This is a genomic window from Pseudomonas sp. JY-Q, from assembly GCF_001655295.1.
GTDB lineage: Bacteria > Pseudomonadota > Gammaproteobacteria > Pseudomonadales > Pseudomonadaceae > Aquipseudomonas > Aquipseudomonas alloputida.
The window spans coordinates 852,462-866,896 of the sequence record NZ_CP011525.1 but is presented as its reverse complement, the minus strand read 5'-3'; the positions used below and the strand labels follow the sequence as shown (position 1 = coordinate 866,896).

15 protein-coding genes and 2 pseudogenes are annotated in these 14,435 nt (G+C 56.2%); 4 read left to right on the top strand and 13 right to left on the bottom strand.

Translation table 11 applies throughout. The features are described from left to right. Positions 1-598: 598 nt before the first annotated feature. From AA098_RS03850 to AA098_RS03830, 5 genes are all read right to left on the bottom strand, one after another. Complete coding sequence (locus AA098_RS03850; RefSeq protein ID WP_024086152.1) at positions 599-2,116, bottom strand: IS66 family transposase; 1,518 nt, start codon at positions 2,114-2,116, stop codon at positions 599-601. An 18-nt stretch (positions 2,117-2,134) separates the two neighbouring features. After that, entirely contained in the window at positions 2,135-2,494 is a 360-nt protein-coding gene (gene tnpB, locus AA098_RS03845) for an IS66 family insertion sequence element accessory protein TnpB (protein WP_024086151.1), read from the bottom strand. 70 nt (positions 2,495-2,564) lie between these two features. Further along, positions 2,565-3,044, bottom strand: coding sequence for a helix-turn-helix domain-containing protein (locus AA098_RS03840; RefSeq protein WP_082916845.1), 480 nt, complete (start codon positions 3,042-3,044; stop codon positions 2,565-2,567). After that, entirely contained in the window at positions 3,041-3,541 is a 501-nt protein-coding gene (locus AA098_RS03835) for a transposase (protein ID WP_177342666.1), read from the bottom strand. Before AA098_RS03835 ends, AA098_RS03840 begins: the two co-directional genes overlap by 4 nt. Before the next feature lie 623 nt (positions 3,542-4,164). Next, the gene (locus tag AA098_RS03830) at positions 4,165-4,857 is read right to left on the bottom strand and encodes a TetR/AcrR family transcriptional regulator (RefSeq protein WP_064613865.1); all 693 of its coding nucleotides are present in this window, start codon (positions 4,855-4,857) and stop codon (positions 4,165-4,167) included. Between the two features lie 566 nt (positions 4,858-5,423). On the opposite strand from AA098_RS03830, the gene tatA reads away from it, so the two are divergent. Continuing rightward, on the top strand, positions 5,424-5,651 hold the full coding sequence (tatA, locus tag AA098_RS03825) for a twin-arginine translocase TatA/TatE family subunit (protein ID WP_064613864.1): 228 nt from the start codon (positions 5,424-5,426) through the stop codon (positions 5,649-5,651). A gap of 471 nt (positions 5,652-6,122) precedes the next feature. Here tatA and AA098_RS03820 read toward each other — a convergent pair whose 3' ends face one another. The 5 genes and pseudogenes from AA098_RS03820 to AA098_RS03795 form a co-directional block, all read right to left on the bottom strand. After that, entirely contained in the window at positions 6,123-7,154 is a 1,032-nt protein-coding gene (locus tag AA098_RS03820; protein WP_064613863.1) for an XdhC family protein, read from the bottom strand. A 120-nt stretch (positions 7,155-7,274) separates the two neighbouring features. Next, positions 7,275-8,657, bottom strand: a pseudogene (locus tag AA098_RS27925) (integrase core domain-containing protein). A 484-nt stretch (positions 8,658-9,141) separates the two neighbouring features. Continuing rightward, a pseudogene (locus AA098_RS29075) lies at positions 9,142-9,291 on the bottom strand (helix-turn-helix domain-containing protein); the annotation flags it as partial. A gap of 127 nt (positions 9,292-9,418) precedes the next feature. Next, entirely contained in the window at positions 9,419-10,027 is a 609-nt protein-coding gene (locus AA098_RS03800) for a LysE family translocator (protein WP_064613861.1), read from the bottom strand. Continuing rightward, on the bottom strand, positions 10,020-10,319 hold the full coding sequence (locus tag AA098_RS03795) for a hypothetical protein (protein WP_064613860.1): 300 nt from the start codon (positions 10,317-10,319) through the stop codon (positions 10,020-10,022). Before AA098_RS03795 ends, AA098_RS03800 begins: the two co-directional genes overlap by 8 nt. A gap of 101 nt (positions 10,320-10,420) precedes the next feature. Here AA098_RS03795 and gcvA point away from each other — a divergent pair, with 101 nt between their 5' ends. The 3 genes from gcvA (at position 10,421) to AA098_RS03780 (ending at position 12,344) form a co-directional block, all read left to right on the top strand. Continuing rightward, positions 10,421-11,332 (top strand): transcriptional regulator GcvA, encoded by a 912-nt coding sequence (gene gcvA, locus AA098_RS03790; protein WP_064613859.1) that lies wholly within the window; start codon positions 10,421-10,423, stop codon positions 11,330-11,332. A 435-nt stretch (positions 11,333-11,767) separates the two neighbouring features. Beyond that, positions 11,768-12,010: a hypothetical protein gene (locus AA098_RS03785; protein WP_003249899.1), complete on the top strand. Its 243-nt coding sequence runs from the start codon at positions 11,768-11,770 to the stop codon at positions 12,008-12,010. 70 nt (positions 12,011-12,080) lie between these two features. Next, a complete protein-coding gene (locus AA098_RS03780) occupies positions 12,081-12,344 on the top strand; it encodes a DUF3077 domain-containing protein (RefSeq protein ID WP_003249898.1) in 264 nt (87 codons plus the stop codon). A gap of 63 nt (positions 12,345-12,407) precedes the next feature. On the opposite strand, the gene AA098_RS03775 is transcribed toward AA098_RS03780, so the two are convergent. The 3 genes from AA098_RS03775 to dbpB are packed head-to-tail and all read right to left on the bottom strand — an operon-like array spanning position 12,408 to position 14,301. Then, on the bottom strand, positions 12,408-12,746 hold the full coding sequence (locus AA098_RS03775; protein ID WP_256545217.1) for a hypothetical protein: 339 nt from the start codon (positions 12,744-12,746) through the stop codon (positions 12,408-12,410). Positions 12,747-12,776: 30 nt separating this feature from the next. Continuing rightward, positions 12,777-13,214: a hypothetical protein gene (locus tag AA098_RS03770; protein WP_156747507.1), complete on the bottom strand. Its 438-nt coding sequence runs from the start codon at positions 13,212-13,214 to the stop codon at positions 12,777-12,779. 31 nt (positions 13,215-13,245) lie between these two features. After that, complete coding sequence (gene dbpB / locus AA098_RS03765; RefSeq protein WP_256545216.1) at positions 13,246-14,301, bottom strand: DGQHR domain-containing protein DpdB; 1,056 nt, start codon at positions 14,299-14,301, stop codon at positions 13,246-13,248. Positions 14,302-14,435: the final 134 nt, after the last annotated feature.

Below are 14,435 nucleotides of genomic sequence, written 5' to 3'. Positions count from 1 at the left end.
TGCGACCTCGATGCAAAAGTCAAAAATCTCTAGCCCAAACCGTCGACTTCTGAAAATCCATCGACGGCCTACCTGCTCTGGTCAAGTCGGACATCAATCTCGCGGTATTTGACCCGTGCTTTTCGTCGATAACCTTCCCCAACTGAGGATGAAACCTGCGCAGCATTACTGTCAGTCGATCCTCCATGCCAAGGTTTTCTACCCGTAACTCACCAGGGGCCAGAGGCTGCTAGGCGCGGAACCCAAATTTTGCACCATTGAATAGCCATTACCTGGCGATTCTGTGCCACTGAAATGGCCTGGCCTTGGCATTCTTATACCGACTGAATGGAATCGGACTATTTAGCACCATTTCTGTGCCACAGAATTGCCATTTAATGCCACGGAAATGCAGGATTCTGTTCTTTCTGTCCTCATTTGAGCCCCTTTGGTCCTGTACCGGGGGTAGGACTTTTTTTGTATCGGGCTCAGGACTTTCTAGTTTTCCAGGGGAGGCAGCCCCAAAAAATGTCCCGAGTCTATTACGTGTTTGGCGTATTTGGCGGTACAACAAAGGACATCCCAAGAGAGCCTCGGCATGACCCACCCTGGGATAGGTTCAGGCTTGACGTGGTAACTCTCGCGAGCAGTTCCACGGCAGCAGCGCTTCATAGTCCGCCACCGACTGCGCATGCGGCAGTCGCTCCAGCACGTGGCGCAGCCACGCATAGGGCTCCTGACTGTTGGCTTTGGCGGTCTCGACTAGGCTATAGATTTGAGCGCTGGCAACGGCGCCCTTGGGCGTGTCGCTAAACAGCCAGGCCTTGCGCCCAATGACAAAAGGCCTTATCGCTCTTTCTGCCGGATTGTTGTCGATCGGCAGGTGACCCGCCTCGACATAACGTTTGAGTTTGTTCCAGTTGCTGGCCAGATAACCGACGGCTTTGCCCAGTGCGTTTTGCGCGGTCACTTGCGGCTGGGTTTTCTCCAGCCAGCCGTGCAGTTGCGCAAGGATCGGCAGGCTGTCTTGCTGACGACCTTGGTGGCGCTGCTCGTCGCTGGCGTCTTTCAGGTCACGCTCGATTCCGTACAACTTGTTGATCAAGTTCAGCGCGATATCGGCCCGCCCAGTCTTGCCTTTCGGTTGCACTTTCTGCGCTTCAACAAACTTGCGTCGAGCATGCGCCCAGCAGCCCATACGCTCGATACCTGGTTGTACGGCCACGGCGTTGTAACCGGCGTAATCGTCGGTCATCAAATAGCCGCAATAACTTTCCAGCAGACGCGAAGGCACTTCCTGCGCACGGCTGGTCGAGTAGTCGAACAGGATCACTGGTTTGCCGGGTGGGCCGCCGGTTTGCACCCACATCCAGGATTGGCTGGTCGCCTCTCGATCCGGTTCTTTCAGCACCTGCACGCGGGTTTCGTCGCAGTGGATCACGCGACTTTCCAGTAGCCGATCACGCATCAGATTGAGCAGCGGTTGCAGATGTTCGCCGCACTGGATCACCCAGCGGGCCAGGGTTTGACGCGAGATGTCGATACCATGACGGCTCAGCACTTTTTCGAAGCGGTGCAGTGGCAGGCCATCAACGTATTTGGTGGTCAGCAGCATCGCTAAAACACTGGGGCTGGCCATACTCTTTTCGATCAGCTGCGCCGGCTTGTCGGCGGTGACCGGGGCGGTTTCACAACCGCGGCAACCGTAAACCTTGCGAATGTGTTTGATCACGCGGATCTGCATCGGCACGATTTCGAGCTGCTCGCTGACTTCTTCACCGATGGTGTGTTTGCGGCAGCCACAGGTGCAGGTCAGTTCGTGCTCGGGGAGTTCGTGGATAACTTCGATGCGTGGCAAATCCGCAGGCAGCGGCTTGCGTTTACCACGGCGCTTAGTCGGCGCGACGGCTTCTTCATCAACGTCTTCGGCAACAGGTTCAGCGACGCTTTCGGCTTCGTTGAACAATACTAATTGCGGTGTTGCCGGATCAGTCGTTTGTTCTGACTTGCGACCAAACAAGCGCTGGCGCAGCAGCGCATTCTGCTCTTCAAGATGAACGACCTTGGACTGCATCTGAGCAATTAATTGCTTGAGCACAGCCGGGTCATCGGGAAGGGTGTCGGGCATGGAAATCATGCCGCGGATTATACCCAATCAAGCCACGAATCGCGGGGTCAAAACCTGATGTGGACGGTTGCGCCACAGATCAAAGCCGTCGAGTAGCCAGTTCAGCTCCTGAACCGTCAGCACGATGGCGTCGTCGGTGATATCGGGAGATGTTTTAAAACGTTCGGATTCGAGGCGCTTGAGCCAAAGGCAGAAGCCGTTGCGCTCCCAATAAAGGATTTTCACTCGATTACGGGGCCGATTAAGAAAAACGAACAGCACAGGGTCGAACACGGCCACCTTGATATCTAGTTCGACCAGGGCGGCCAGACCGTCGATGGATTTTCGGAAGTCCACCGGTTTGGGGTAAAGGTATACCTTTTCGACTTTGGTGTCGGGTCGCATCATGACGTGCTGGCTCCAGAGAGAAATCGGGAGCACAGCTTCAGGGATCAACTGTCGGCTTTGAATGTGGTGTTCATGGATCCCTTACGAAGTAACGGCCCTTGACCGTGGTCGGCAGCCAGGTGATGTCCCAGCACCACAGCTGGTTCGGGCCGTCGGCCACATGGGTCGTCAGAGCTCGTTTCACCGGTGGGCGGCTACGGCCGCGCGGATGCTGCTGTTCGGCGTCCTTCAGCAACCGGTAAAAGGTCGACTCCGAGGCCAGCCAGGTGCCCTGATCGGCCAGCCGCGCCACGATCTGCTGCGGCGGCAGGCTGGCAAACTCGGGCTGGTTGGCGACCTCCAGCACGCGGCGGCGCTCTTGCGGGGTCAGCTTGTTGGCCGGCTCAGCTCGCTGTGCCGAAGGACGCCGATCCTCCGGGCAGTGCTGCCAGCGCTGCAGGCAGCGCAGCGACAGGCCCAGTTCGGCGCAGGCCTGCGCCCGCCGCGCTCCCGCCGCCACGGCGTCCTCGATCAACTGCAGCGTTTCACGGCGATCCGGGGCGCTGATCATTCGTCCTCGTCCTTCCCCCAGAGCGCCTCGGCTTTTTTTCGCAACACCAGCAGAGCCGCGGTTTCTGCCAGCGCCGCATCCTTGCGCCGCAGTTCACGCTCCAGCTGCTTGATGCGCTTCTTCGCGGCCTTTTCCTCTTCGCGTTCGCGCCGGGTCTTGCTCGGCTGAGCCAGGCTGTTGGCCTGCTCGCAGGCTTCGCGCCAGGCGTTGATCTGCTCGACATACAGGCCTTTGCGCCGGCAGTACTCCGCCAGCTCAGCCCCATTGAGGCTGGCGCTTTCCAGCACCACCCGAAACTTGTCCTGGCTCGACCACTGGTCGGCCTGCTGTCCATCTCCCGGCACCACTGCTCCCGCTGCTCTGGCCTGTTTGCGCCAAGCATACAGGGTGGCATCAGTAATGCCTGTCGCTTCCACCAGCTCCGGCACCGTCCGGTTCAAGGGCGGCATCATCTGCCGCACCACCCACTCCCGATGCTCTATCGAATAACGCGCCACACGGCTCTCACTTCCGCCCACCGACCAAGACTCATCGAATCAACTCACACGACAACTATCCTGACGCGGCGGGTCAACAACAGCGTAATGCTTCGCCGGGCTTTGCTATCGGGATGTCAAGCTTCGTAGTGATGGATCTACTGGACGCACGTCATCTGCTAGAGATACTCGAAGCGTTTCGGCCGACGCCGCACCAAGTCTACGGACTGCTCCCGAACCGGAAACATCTGTCTTTCAAAGTCGAGCTGATCTTTGAGTTTGTGCGCCGCTGCCTTACACACCCGCAACAATCAGTCAACGGCTGATCCAGGCCTAACAAAACCGCAAGCCCAAAAGCCGCTGCAACTAGTCAATCGCTCCGCCATGCGCCGTTTAGATGCTTTTTTGCAGCGCACCTACAAATTTAATATGGCTTAACACTAACGCGGCGCTTTTACAGGTCCAACGGCGGCCGAGCGACACCGAAAACCGGCTGACAGCGTTCATCGCCGACCCGGTCGGCGAGCCAAAAAAGTGCATTGCATGTAGTCGCCGCTACAGATTATAAAAGTAGCTTCTTCAGAGAATTGCCTGACACCATCGATCACGGGAATTCTCCACCATATCGGTACCTCAGGCGCGCTTTACTTGAGCGCGTTGATTCCACCGGCTATAAACAACGTCATTTTTTCAATCATGTCATCTTCTGATTCTGCGTGGACGCTTCCGTCCGTAAGCTCACCGATACGATCGACGCCTCTTAGCATATAAAGAATCATTGAGATCATGAACACAGCCCCCCAGCTAATAGCGACGCGATGCTCCTTACCTTCGCAAGCCATCATCTCTTTTATATAAGCCTTAATGGCTTCATCATATAACTCCTTCCTTAACGGCACAGTAACCTCGTCAGGCTCACTTACTAAACGGGACTGCAACCGCGCAAAGTACTTCCATGCCTCCCCCCCATCTCTGTGTTCGAATTGCGGCTTAAGGTAAGTTCTAATTATATCCGAAATCTCATAATCGGACCCCCCCGCTTTCAAATCATCTAGGTATTGCTGACGATTTCTAGCGATATCCGCCAGGCCCCTCCTATAAATTTCTAAAAAAAGATTCTGCTTCGTTCCATAATAATATGTGATAAGCGCTTGAGTTACGTTAGCTTGCTGAGCTATTTGTTTGAGGCTCGTCCCCAAGTACCCTTGCATAGCAAAAAGCTTTTCGGCCTCGTTTAGAATAAGCTCTTTATTTTCGACTTCACCGAGCTCTGAGAACCTTCTCCTACCGAGCCGGCTAACCTGTTTTTTTTCTGCACCCGCCTTCAATCCGGACATACTGCACCCTGGCTGAACACTTAACCTTTAATCGCTCATTATACCTCCGACAAATGAAAAACTGAATATTTTTCTTCCGGCAACCACTACGACCCGAGCAGAGGCCGGGTTAATAAACCAACAGAGATTGCAATTAAAAATTCAAATTTCAACAGGTTACTCCATACGCACTAATTAAATTGCGCATAGCCACAATTTGCTCATTTGATTTTTTGGTTTAGCAAGTTTAGTAACTCGATATACAGAACCACGTTCGTGCTGGCGTTTAATACTGCATAGACATAACAAAAAAGTTGCGTTTAGAAACACCGGACCACTGAACAACCCCGCCTGTATTGATCAGTGTGACGGCCCGTTAAGCCCGCGGCAACGAGACTTCGCCATCCGGCCGAAATAAGTGAAAAAAAGGCTGCTGCGGATGGCATTCACTGTAGCGAGCCTGTACCCTAAGGGTTCGACTACCGCTAGCAGTGCGTAACACCTCATAGTCGAAAACAGCGAAGCTTAGGGTCAGCGTCCGAGTCGCCTGCCCAAGGTTATGACATCGCATTTCGGAGAAACACAGCATGGGTCTTGGTGGAATTAGCGTCTGGCAGCTTCTCATCGTATTGCTCATCGTGGTTATGCTTTTTGGCAGTAAACGTTTGAAAGGGCTAGGCTCAGACATGGGGGAGGCGATAAAAGGATTTCGCAATTCAATGGGAGCGAGTGAGGATAAGCCAAGCGTGGAAAAGCAGAGCTTTACCTATAACGTGGAAGGCCAGAAGGCCGAAGAACCGGCAAAGAAGAGTTGAGGTGTCGACCTCAGTTACGCCTGAGCTAAATCTGGCTGAACAGCCAAGCGTAAATTAGTATCGGCACAGCTTTACATATGCTTGTGGTAGGCCGCGCGCCTTTGGCGGGACATGAAGGTCCCGCTCGCGCTGCTGTCTCGGCTGAGTCTTTTTCGGTGTTTCTTACGCCACAGCTATCAACTGCTTTTTTGCTGGCATTTAGCCTACCGCGCCGGGTGCAATCGCCACAGCTTTGCTCGCCGTATCAATGTGGGCTTGTCTTATGCTGAGCCGCCTGAGCGGGTACAAAAATTAACGGCCTAAACATAGTTACGCGCATGTGGAAAGTGGCGAAGCAGGACGCGGTAACTATGCTAAGTATGTGAAAGTGGGCGAAGCAATGATCTTAAAGCACGTAGCGTGCGGCCCAGATTCAAACAAAGTTATCGCCCGCCGCACCCGTCGATGCCGATATACAAATGTCATTAATTTTTACTCAGTTGCGGCGGCCTCTTGGGCAAGCTTGGCCTGATGAATTGACATTTCTACGGGCAGCGCAACGCCATTTTTGACTGCTATTATTTCAGCCATGACGCTGACCGCAATTTCTGCAGGGGTTTTGCTACCAATGTAGATACCCACGGGACCTCGAAGCCGCTTCAGCGAATGCTCCGTCTCGCCAAAATGGGTTATGAGCCGGTCACGACGGCTTCGGTTGTTGCGCCTAGAGCCGATTGCGCCAATGTAAAATGCTGGGCTCTGAAGTGCTTGTAGCAGTGCCAAGTCATCTAGCTTCGGATCATGGCTCAGCGCCACAATGCAAGTCCTAATATCTGGTCGAAACGCATAAACAGCATCGTCAGGCATAGCGGTGCTAATCTCCACGCCCGCGACTGACCAAGTATCGATGTACTCGCTTCGTGGATCGCAAATAGTTATTTTGAATCCATTGAACAGAGCCATTGTGGAGAGGTACTCCGCCAAGGCACCAGCTCCGATAATAAGCATTCGATAACCTGGGCCTAATGTATTTATTAGCTGGGCATCATTGAATTTCAGAGACTCAGGCTCCGCCGTATTCACAAGCCTAACGGAGCCATCAGTGAGCTGGACAATTCGCTTCACCAACTGACCAGTTTCCAGTCTGCTGACCAACTCGTCTAACGAGTCGCCTAACGAGCTGAACGGTGGTATGAACTCCAAAACTAGTTCGAGAGTTCCTCCGCACGGCAATCCAAATCTGTGCGCCTCGTCAGCACTGACACCGTATCGAACTACCTGAGGGATCGAATTCGGAATGCCTCGTCCGCCGAATGCCTTCGTGTAGCAGTGAATTAGGTCATCCTCAATGCAACCGCCGGATACGCTTCCGACTGCACGACCATCATCGCGTAGGATCATCATGGAGCCAACGGGACGAGGAGATGATCCCCATGTTCTAACTACCGTGGCTAGCAGCACTCTGTGCCCTTCTGCCAGCCAGTCCCGCGCGGTGCGAAGCACCATGACGTCAATACTTTCCATAGCGCCTCATTGTGTTTGTTCGGCATGCTCGCGGAGACGAAGAATCTTCTCAACGCGAACAAGGTCTGTGATTGTGTCTACGTCTTCGGCGATTTTCAAGGTAGTTGTCGCGTGAGCGTGTCACGCTGCCTTTGATGTTTGCTGCAGTACCGCTTCCCGCTCCGGGTTCAGGCACACGATTGGTGCCAGCACCCAGTTCCTGATGTTGCCGCTCCAGCGCTCCGGGTGCCGTGCACGCGCCGCCTCGTACAGCTCGATACGCTTGCACAGCAACTCTTCCGCCTGGCCAGTATGTCGCTGCGCCGGGGTCACGAACTTCAGGGCGCTGTGGCGATGTTCATGGTTGTACCAGGCCACGAAGCTGTTCACCCAGTTCCTGGCCTGCTCCAGCGTGTCGAAGGGCCGCTCCGGCCACAGCGGGCAGTACTTCGCCGTGCGGAACAAGGCCTCGGCATAGGCGTTGTCATTGCTCACCCGCGGGCGGCTGAACGAGGGCATCACACCCAGGTTCTGCATGGCCGTCCTTGATCATGTACCAGTAGAAGTAACGGCCCTTGACCGTGGTCGGCAGCCAGGTGATGTCCCAGCACCACAGCTGGTTCGGGCCGTCGGCCACATGGGTCGTCAGCGCTCGTTTCACCGGTGGGCGGCTACGGCCGCGCGGATGCTGCTGTTCGGCGTCCTTCAGCAACCGGTAAAAGGTCGACTCCGAGGCCAGCCAGGTGCCCTGATCGGCCAGCCGCGCCACGATCTGCTGCGGCGGCAGGCTGGCAAACTCGGGCTGGTTGGCGACCTCCAGCACGCGGCGGCGCTCTTGCGGGGTCAGCTTGTTGGCCGGCTCAGCTCGCTGTGCCGAAGGACGCCGATCCTCCGGGCAGTGCTGCCAGCGCTGCAGGCAGCGCAGCGACAGGCCCAGTTCGGCGCAGGCCTGCGCCCGCCGCGCTCCCGCCGCCACGGCGTCCTCGATCAACTGCAGCGTTTCACGGCGATCCGGGGCGCTGATCATTCGTCCTCGTCCTTCCCCCAGAGCGCCTCGGCTTTTTTTCGCAACACCAGCAGAGCCGCGGTTTCTGCCAGCGCCGCATCCTTGCGCCGCAGTTCACGCTCCAGCTGCTTGATGCGCTTCTTCGCGGCCTTTTCCTCTTCGCGTTCGCGCCGGGTCTTGCTCGGCTGAGCCAGGCTGTTGGCCTGCTCGCAGGCTTCGCGCCAGGCGTTGATCTGCTCGACATACAGGCCTTTGCGCCGGCAGTACTCCGCCAGCTCAGCCCCATTGAGGCTGGCGCTTTCCAGCACCACCCGAAACTTGTCCTGGCTCGACCACTGGTCGGCCTGCTGTCCATCTCCCGGCACCACTGCTCCCGCTGCTCTGGCCTGTTTGCGCCAAGCATACAGGGTGGCATCAGTAATGCCTGTCGCTTCCACCAGCTCCGGCACCGTCCGGTTCAAGGGCGGCATCATCTGCCGCACCACCCACTCCCGATGCTCTATCGAATAACGCGCCACACGGCTCTCACTTCCGCCCACCGACCAAGACTAATCGAATCAACTCACACGACAACTATCCTGACGCGGCGGGAATTTCAGGACACTAGTTCAACTCCTTAAATGGCCGCTCATCGGAAATACATCTATGGGGGCACATATGGGGGCACCCAAGAACGAATCCTTAAATAAAGATATTTAGAACAATACGTTATGCATTGATTTAAGATCCCCCCGGCTCCACCAAATCCAAAGAAGAAGACGCCCTCGGGCGTCTTTTTTTGTGCCTGGCATTTGGGCGCTGCGGGTGGAAAAATCGGATTTAACCCCTTTCTTGCAGGGCTTTTCCCAAACCGCATCGAAGCCGGCATTCCTTGCCAAAACGCCCGCGAACAGGCCTCGGAACTGATGGGCTATGAATAGGGTAGGCAACGCGTTGAGATCAGCAATTTGACTCACCAAAGCGCAGTCGCCCTCACCCCACCAGCGACAATCCCCTACCCACCCCACCACGCGGCAGATCCTCGAGCCCGTCGATACCATTGGCCAGGTACCGACTACGCCACTTGAACACCACCGGCGCGGTAACGTTCAGCCGCAAGCTGACCTCCTTCGGTGTCAATCCACTGTCCAGCAACAGCAGAATCGAGGCCCGGGTAACGCTACGATAGGGCATTCGCCCGGAGCGGGCAGTCTTCCTCAGATGTGCGCGGTCGTCATCCGACAGCAGGAATTCCAGTGCCTTCCTGGCCATGCAGCCTCCTGGTTACATTCAAAACGGTTCATTTGCTGGCCGACGCCATCAGCATGCCAAAACAGAAGAAAGTGACGCCCGAAAGCTTGCCGACAATCCGCGCGCCGCGGTTGGTCGACAACCAGCCCCTGGCGCCGTTGGCCACCAGCGCATAGCCGGTGTGCACCAGCACCACCAGCAGGGCGTAGGACGATACCAGTATGAAGAACTGGCTGTAGTAGCTGTCCTGCGCACGGATGAACTGCGGGAAAACCGCCAGGAAGAAAAATCCTGCTTTGGGGTTGAGCAACTGGATCGACAGCGCCTCGACAAAACGGCGCCAGGGTTGCGTGGCGGTCACTGTGAGCTCGGAGATAAAGCGCTGCGTGCGCCACATCTTGACCCCCAGGTACAGCAGGTACAGGGCACCAACATACTTGAGCACGGTGAACGCCATCGCAGAGGTCGCCAGGATCAACCCGACACTGCTGGCCGAGAGTCCGGCGACGATGAAGGCGCCCAGGGCGATACCGAGGATCCCGGGCAGCGCGCCGCTCCATCCATGGCGCAGGGCGTTGGAAAGTGTCAGCACCACTCCGGGGCCAGGGCTGAGTACGGTAAGCGTCCCGAGAATGAGGAACAGTCCATAACTAGCCATGCAGCATGCCTCCTGGCAACAGGTTCAACAACGTCCGCGCCGCCCAGAGCAGGTATTGCCCCAGCAGCCCGGTGAACAGCAGGTCGGCACCGACCACATAGAGGTACGGTTGCAAGCCTTGATAACGCCTCCACCCCCGCTCGCCACACAGCGCCTGGATACAGGTGGCGCCATCCAGCGGTTGCACCGGCAGCAGCAGATACAGCAGGACATCGCCGGGCAGGCACAAGCCAACTATCACGGCAGCGCGCAGCGAATCCCGATCGGCAGCTTGGGTGGTGTTCACAGCCATGGGGCGGTGGCCAGGGCAGAAAGAGCGGCCTTCAGGGTGGCGCGAAGCGCGACTGCTGACAAACGCTTTTATTGCGCCTTTGATGTGACTAAATTAGACAGATGATCGCCGACCTCCCGCCCTTGAACGCCGTCCGTGCCTTTGCCTCGGCTGCGCGTCACCAGAGCTTCAGCCGTGCCGCCGAAGAGCTGCACGTTACCCACAGCGCCGTCAGCCGCCATATCCGGCTGCTAGAGGAACACCTGGGGGTGGTGCTGTTCGAACGCCGCAACCGGCAATCGCTGCTGACCCCGATCGGCCAGGCCTATTTCGAACAGATCAGCCAGGGCCTGGCGCAGATCGCCAACGCTACCCACGCCCTGACCCGCGGCAGTGCGCCGCGCAAGGTAGTGATCAATGTCCGACCGTCTTTCGCGGTGCGCTGGCTGATCCCGCGTCTGCCCGATTTCATGGCGCAGCATCCGGACATCCAGCCTGAGGTGGTCACCAGCACCCTGGCCCCGGACCAGTCACGGGAAGCCTTCGATGTGGTGGTACGCCGTGGCAGCTCGGGCTGGGCGGCCAACATAGAACCGCACGTCCTGCTCGAGGACGACATGCTGCTGGTCGCCGCACCCGCCCTGCTGCAGGCGATACCAGTAATTGCACCGAGCGATGTGCTGCGCCATACCCTGCTCTCGGGCCGCACCCGCAGTGGCGACTGGGCGGCCTGGTGCAAACTGGCCGGCATCCGCCAGCCGCAGCGCCAGCCAAGACTGCAGTTCGACCACATGCACCTAGTGCTGCAGGCCGCCGTCGATGGACTTGGCGTGGCGCTGTGTCCGGCCTCTCTGCTGGGCAAGGACCTGGCCACCGGTCGCCTGCACAGCCCACTGCCACACCTGCGCCTGCCACTGACCCGTTACTACTACGGGGTATCCCAGGATGCGGTCGCCGAGACCCAGGTGTTCATCGACTGGATGTTCTCGCAGTTCAGTCCAGGCAGCGACCGTTGCCGTTATGAGTGCCACTGACCCGCAGCGCGCCGTCCTGCACCGGTAACGGCGTATCGAGAAGACACCTGCAGTGTTATCGAAGGGGGCCTCGGGCGTCTTTTTTTGTGCCTGGCATTTGGGCGCTGCGGGTCGAAAAAATCGGATTTAACCCCTTTCTTGTAGGGCGTTTCCCAAAGATACTGCCTGCGCCTGTTTTCCGTTGCACACGTTAAATGCGGTCTCTAGTCTCGACGTGTCGTTGGCATTCAACGACCGGGTTTAGCCGCCCGCTATCGTCAGACAACACAGCCGTGCAATTCCGAGCAATCGGCATTGGCGCTTTATGGCGGCTGTGCGTGGGGCACCTTCGGGTGCGCCGGGTGCCTGACGTCCCGGTCGGCTAACCCGCGTACAGTTGCCACCTTACTGTTTAGCCGCGGTGGGTGGTTGCTTCACTACGACAGGAGCCACGCCATGCTAAAGATAGTCCCTGACCCACCCCATCACCTCCACTCCCTGGAAGACACGATCATGATGGCCTCGGACTACGCGCTCTGTGCAGAAGCCGTAGCCCAGCAGGCAATTCTGATGCAGCCCAAGTCACCCGCATCGGTGTTGATCATGGCCTCGATGCACGAGCTTGAAACCCTGCGGCGGCTACTCGAATCCGCACTGACGCAAATACAGCAAACGGCCAACCCGCAACCGATGCATTGATTCGCAGACCGAGCGAAAAGCCTGCAAGGCCGGCTTACCGGCGCATCAGCAGCACCAGGGAGATTGAACAATGACAACCGAAGACACCCAATGCACAGTGGGTAAAACCATCTTCTTTCAAGGCGAAAACCAGACCCACCCACTGTTCCGCATCGAAGCCGGCATCCCTTGCCAGAACGCCCGCGAACAGGCCTCGGAACTGATGGGCTACGCACGGGACCTGACCATCGACGGGCTGATGGAAGACAAGCCCAAACTGATCTGGGCAGCGCACTACCTCTGTGCTTTGGGCAAAGCGCTACTGGATGATGCCGAACTCGGCATGATGCGTTGAATCACGCACCGCGATGCTTCAAGGGGTCAGCCTCAGCCGCTCGGCCCCTGTTACTCCGATCGATCAACGCCGAGGGATGCGGTCTTCCTCAGCAATCGTCGCATTGATGCGCCGCAACATTGCCATCAACCCACCATGCAATCCGGTGCGCGTCGGCTTACGTCCCGCCAGTTGCTGCTGGTTGAGCGCTCCCGGTCCGTTGTAGATCTCTTCGAATGTACCGTCACGGTTCATGCGAATGCCCAGGTAATAGTCAGGCACATGGTGTACCGGGAAAGTCAGGCTCGTGCCAAACGTGGTCTTGATCTGGACATCACGCCCCTCGTCGCAGACCGCATCGCGGTGCTTTGTCAGCCCTTCGTTCAGCGTCAAGAACAAATCCCCGTAAAAAATCACCAGCACCTACCACACCTTCCCCAGCAACCCGCCCAGTCAAGCCTTCCATGAATCAAGGTCACAACATAAAGTTTCGAATAGGAACCCTACAACTTTAGCTCGCCCGTCACCCAGCGCTGAAGCAATAGTAATTACGGATACCAACATAGCGTTGACGACTTGCAAATCAGTTACATCACCAAGGCAACTCAATACTTCTTCAAATTTCTCGAGCATAGTCGCTTGAGTAAAATTCAAACCTTGGACCACATGCGTGGAAGGCGTTAAGTAGAGAATGTTCGCACGCGTCCGCAAGCCATACGCTTCAGTCAACATACCATAACCTTCGGAAGGGAAAGCCGCATCTTGCCCTGCCAGCCTTCTCAATGCCTCCTGAAAAGCCATGGACAAATGAAGAATTAGCTCTGAGAATTCCTTTACACTGACTTCACTGGCCAGTGCTGCAGATTTACTTGAGGGCTTTAACACAGTCATAATACCTCCGAAAATTGGCAGCATCTACTCTTCAACTAGCTATTAGTTCCGAACTCCGAAGCACCCTAGTCAAATGATCAGTCAGCAGATGAATGTCACCATGTAGATTTTGGATTCCATTCCACGGCCGGTTGCCAGTTTTGAAAAACCAATCTCCCGAACCAGACGTCCAGGCAGTATAGCCTTGCAGTTTTTTCAGACCCAACTTAAACACTGGAGCCAATGGTGCTCCTGTGGCACACAACTGTTCCATGACGAACCCCATAGAGATAATCCCTGCACTATGGACGAGGCGCGAACTCTTTGGCGTATGCCCATGCCAAGCATCTCCAAATACTTCTTGGACCGCCTGGAAAAATTCGCTAATAGCTAAAAAACAAAGATCTTCACCTCCCGACAACTCGATAACCTCTCGGCAGTAACCGTCGGAAAGGGAGTTCATCACCAACTTTTGAAGCGAAGTATCGCCTAATACGCCCAGAGGGTTTGTATGCTGCTTTATTTGCCCTTGCAACGAAGACCTATCGTCATAATTCAGCATCTCCACGATACGAGCAGCTCGGGAGCGAGAAGTCATTCTAAGTGGAAGACCACTCACCCCTGGAAGTAGTTCGTAAACCAAAGATTTTGGCAGTGGACTTGTATTATTGACTAGAATAAATTGCCGACGAAGTTCTTCCTGGCTCTTACAGACAAGGGCGGAAACGAGTAACTGAAACGAACTTCCTTCGATACCAGACAACGCAGAAAGACGCTGCTGACCATCTACAACGAACCCAGGCGGACCGGATGAAATGTCCACCTCAATTTCTGCATAAGCCCCAGTCCCCTCAACCACCCTTACTCCAGCGGTGAACGCTAGCACCACTGAATTGGGCATTACCGCATCTGGACGAGTCAGGTAATCGCGGATCTCTCGTATGTGTTTGGACACCTGAGGCCGCTGGAATCCATTAAGAATTCCACGATCATCACGCTTGACTCGGTCGATGCTAGCGATCGCCAAAATCTGCTCAACCGTCGCCGCAAACGATACCACCTGGTGGCTTTGGCTCTGTAAGGCCTTGATTGCGCTGAACTTAAGCAATGAAACTATTCCTTCTTTGAGCGCCCTCCAACAGAGAGGCAGTAGCACTTTCCAGGCCCTTATACCAACCTCAACGCACAAAAACCAGCCAATTTTCATGGCCTAAGCAGTTTCTCAATGCTAAATTAGCAACC

What these genes read in the sequence shown, in the direction of transcription:
- tatA (WP_064613864.1), top strand. Translation starts at nt 5,424, where the DNA reads ATGGGTCTTGGTGGAATTAGCGTCTGGCAGCTTCTCATCGTATTGCTC.
- AA098_RS03785 (WP_003249899.1), top strand. Translation starts at nt 11,768, where the DNA reads ATGCTAAAGATAGTCCCTGACCCACCCCATCACCTCCACTCCCTGGAA.
- AA098_RS03780 (WP_003249898.1), top strand. Translation starts at nt 12,081, where the DNA reads ATGACAACCGAAGACACCCAATGCACAGTGGGTAAAACCATCTTCTTT.
- AA098_RS03840 (WP_082916845.1), bottom strand. Translation starts at nt 3,044, where the DNA reads ATGATCAGCGCCCCGGATCGCCGTGAAACGCTGCAGTTGATCGAGGAC.
- AA098_RS03800 (WP_064613861.1), bottom strand. Translation starts at nt 10,027, where the DNA reads ATGGCTAGTTATGGACTGTTCCTCATTCTCGGGACGCTTACCGTACTC.
- AA098_RS03795 (WP_064613860.1), bottom strand. Translation starts at nt 10,319, where the DNA reads ATGGCTGTGAACACCACCCAAGCTGCCGATCGGGATTCGCTGCGCGCT.
- tnpB (WP_024086151.1), bottom strand. Translation starts at nt 2,494, where the DNA reads ATGATGCGACCCGACACCAAAGTCGAAAAGGTATACCTTTACCCCAAA.
- AA098_RS03770 (WP_156747507.1), bottom strand. Translation starts at nt 13,214, where the DNA reads ATGACTGTGTTAAAGCCCTCAAGTAAATCTGCAGCACTGGCCAGTGAA.
- AA098_RS03830 (WP_064613865.1), bottom strand. Translation starts at nt 4,857, where the DNA reads ATGTCCGGATTGAAGGCGGGTGCAGAAAAAAAACAGGTTAGCCGGCTC.
- AA098_RS03850 (WP_024086152.1), bottom strand. Translation starts at nt 2,116, where the DNA reads ATGATTTCCATGCCCGACACCCTTCCCGATGACCCGGCTGTGCTCAAG.
- gcvA (WP_064613859.1), top strand. Translation starts at nt 10,421, where the DNA reads ATGATCGCCGACCTCCCGCCCTTGAACGCCGTCCGTGCCTTTGCCTCG.
- AA098_RS03820 (WP_064613863.1), bottom strand. Translation starts at nt 7,154, where the DNA reads ATGGAAAGTATTGACGTCATGGTGCTTCGCACCGCGCGGGACTGGCTG.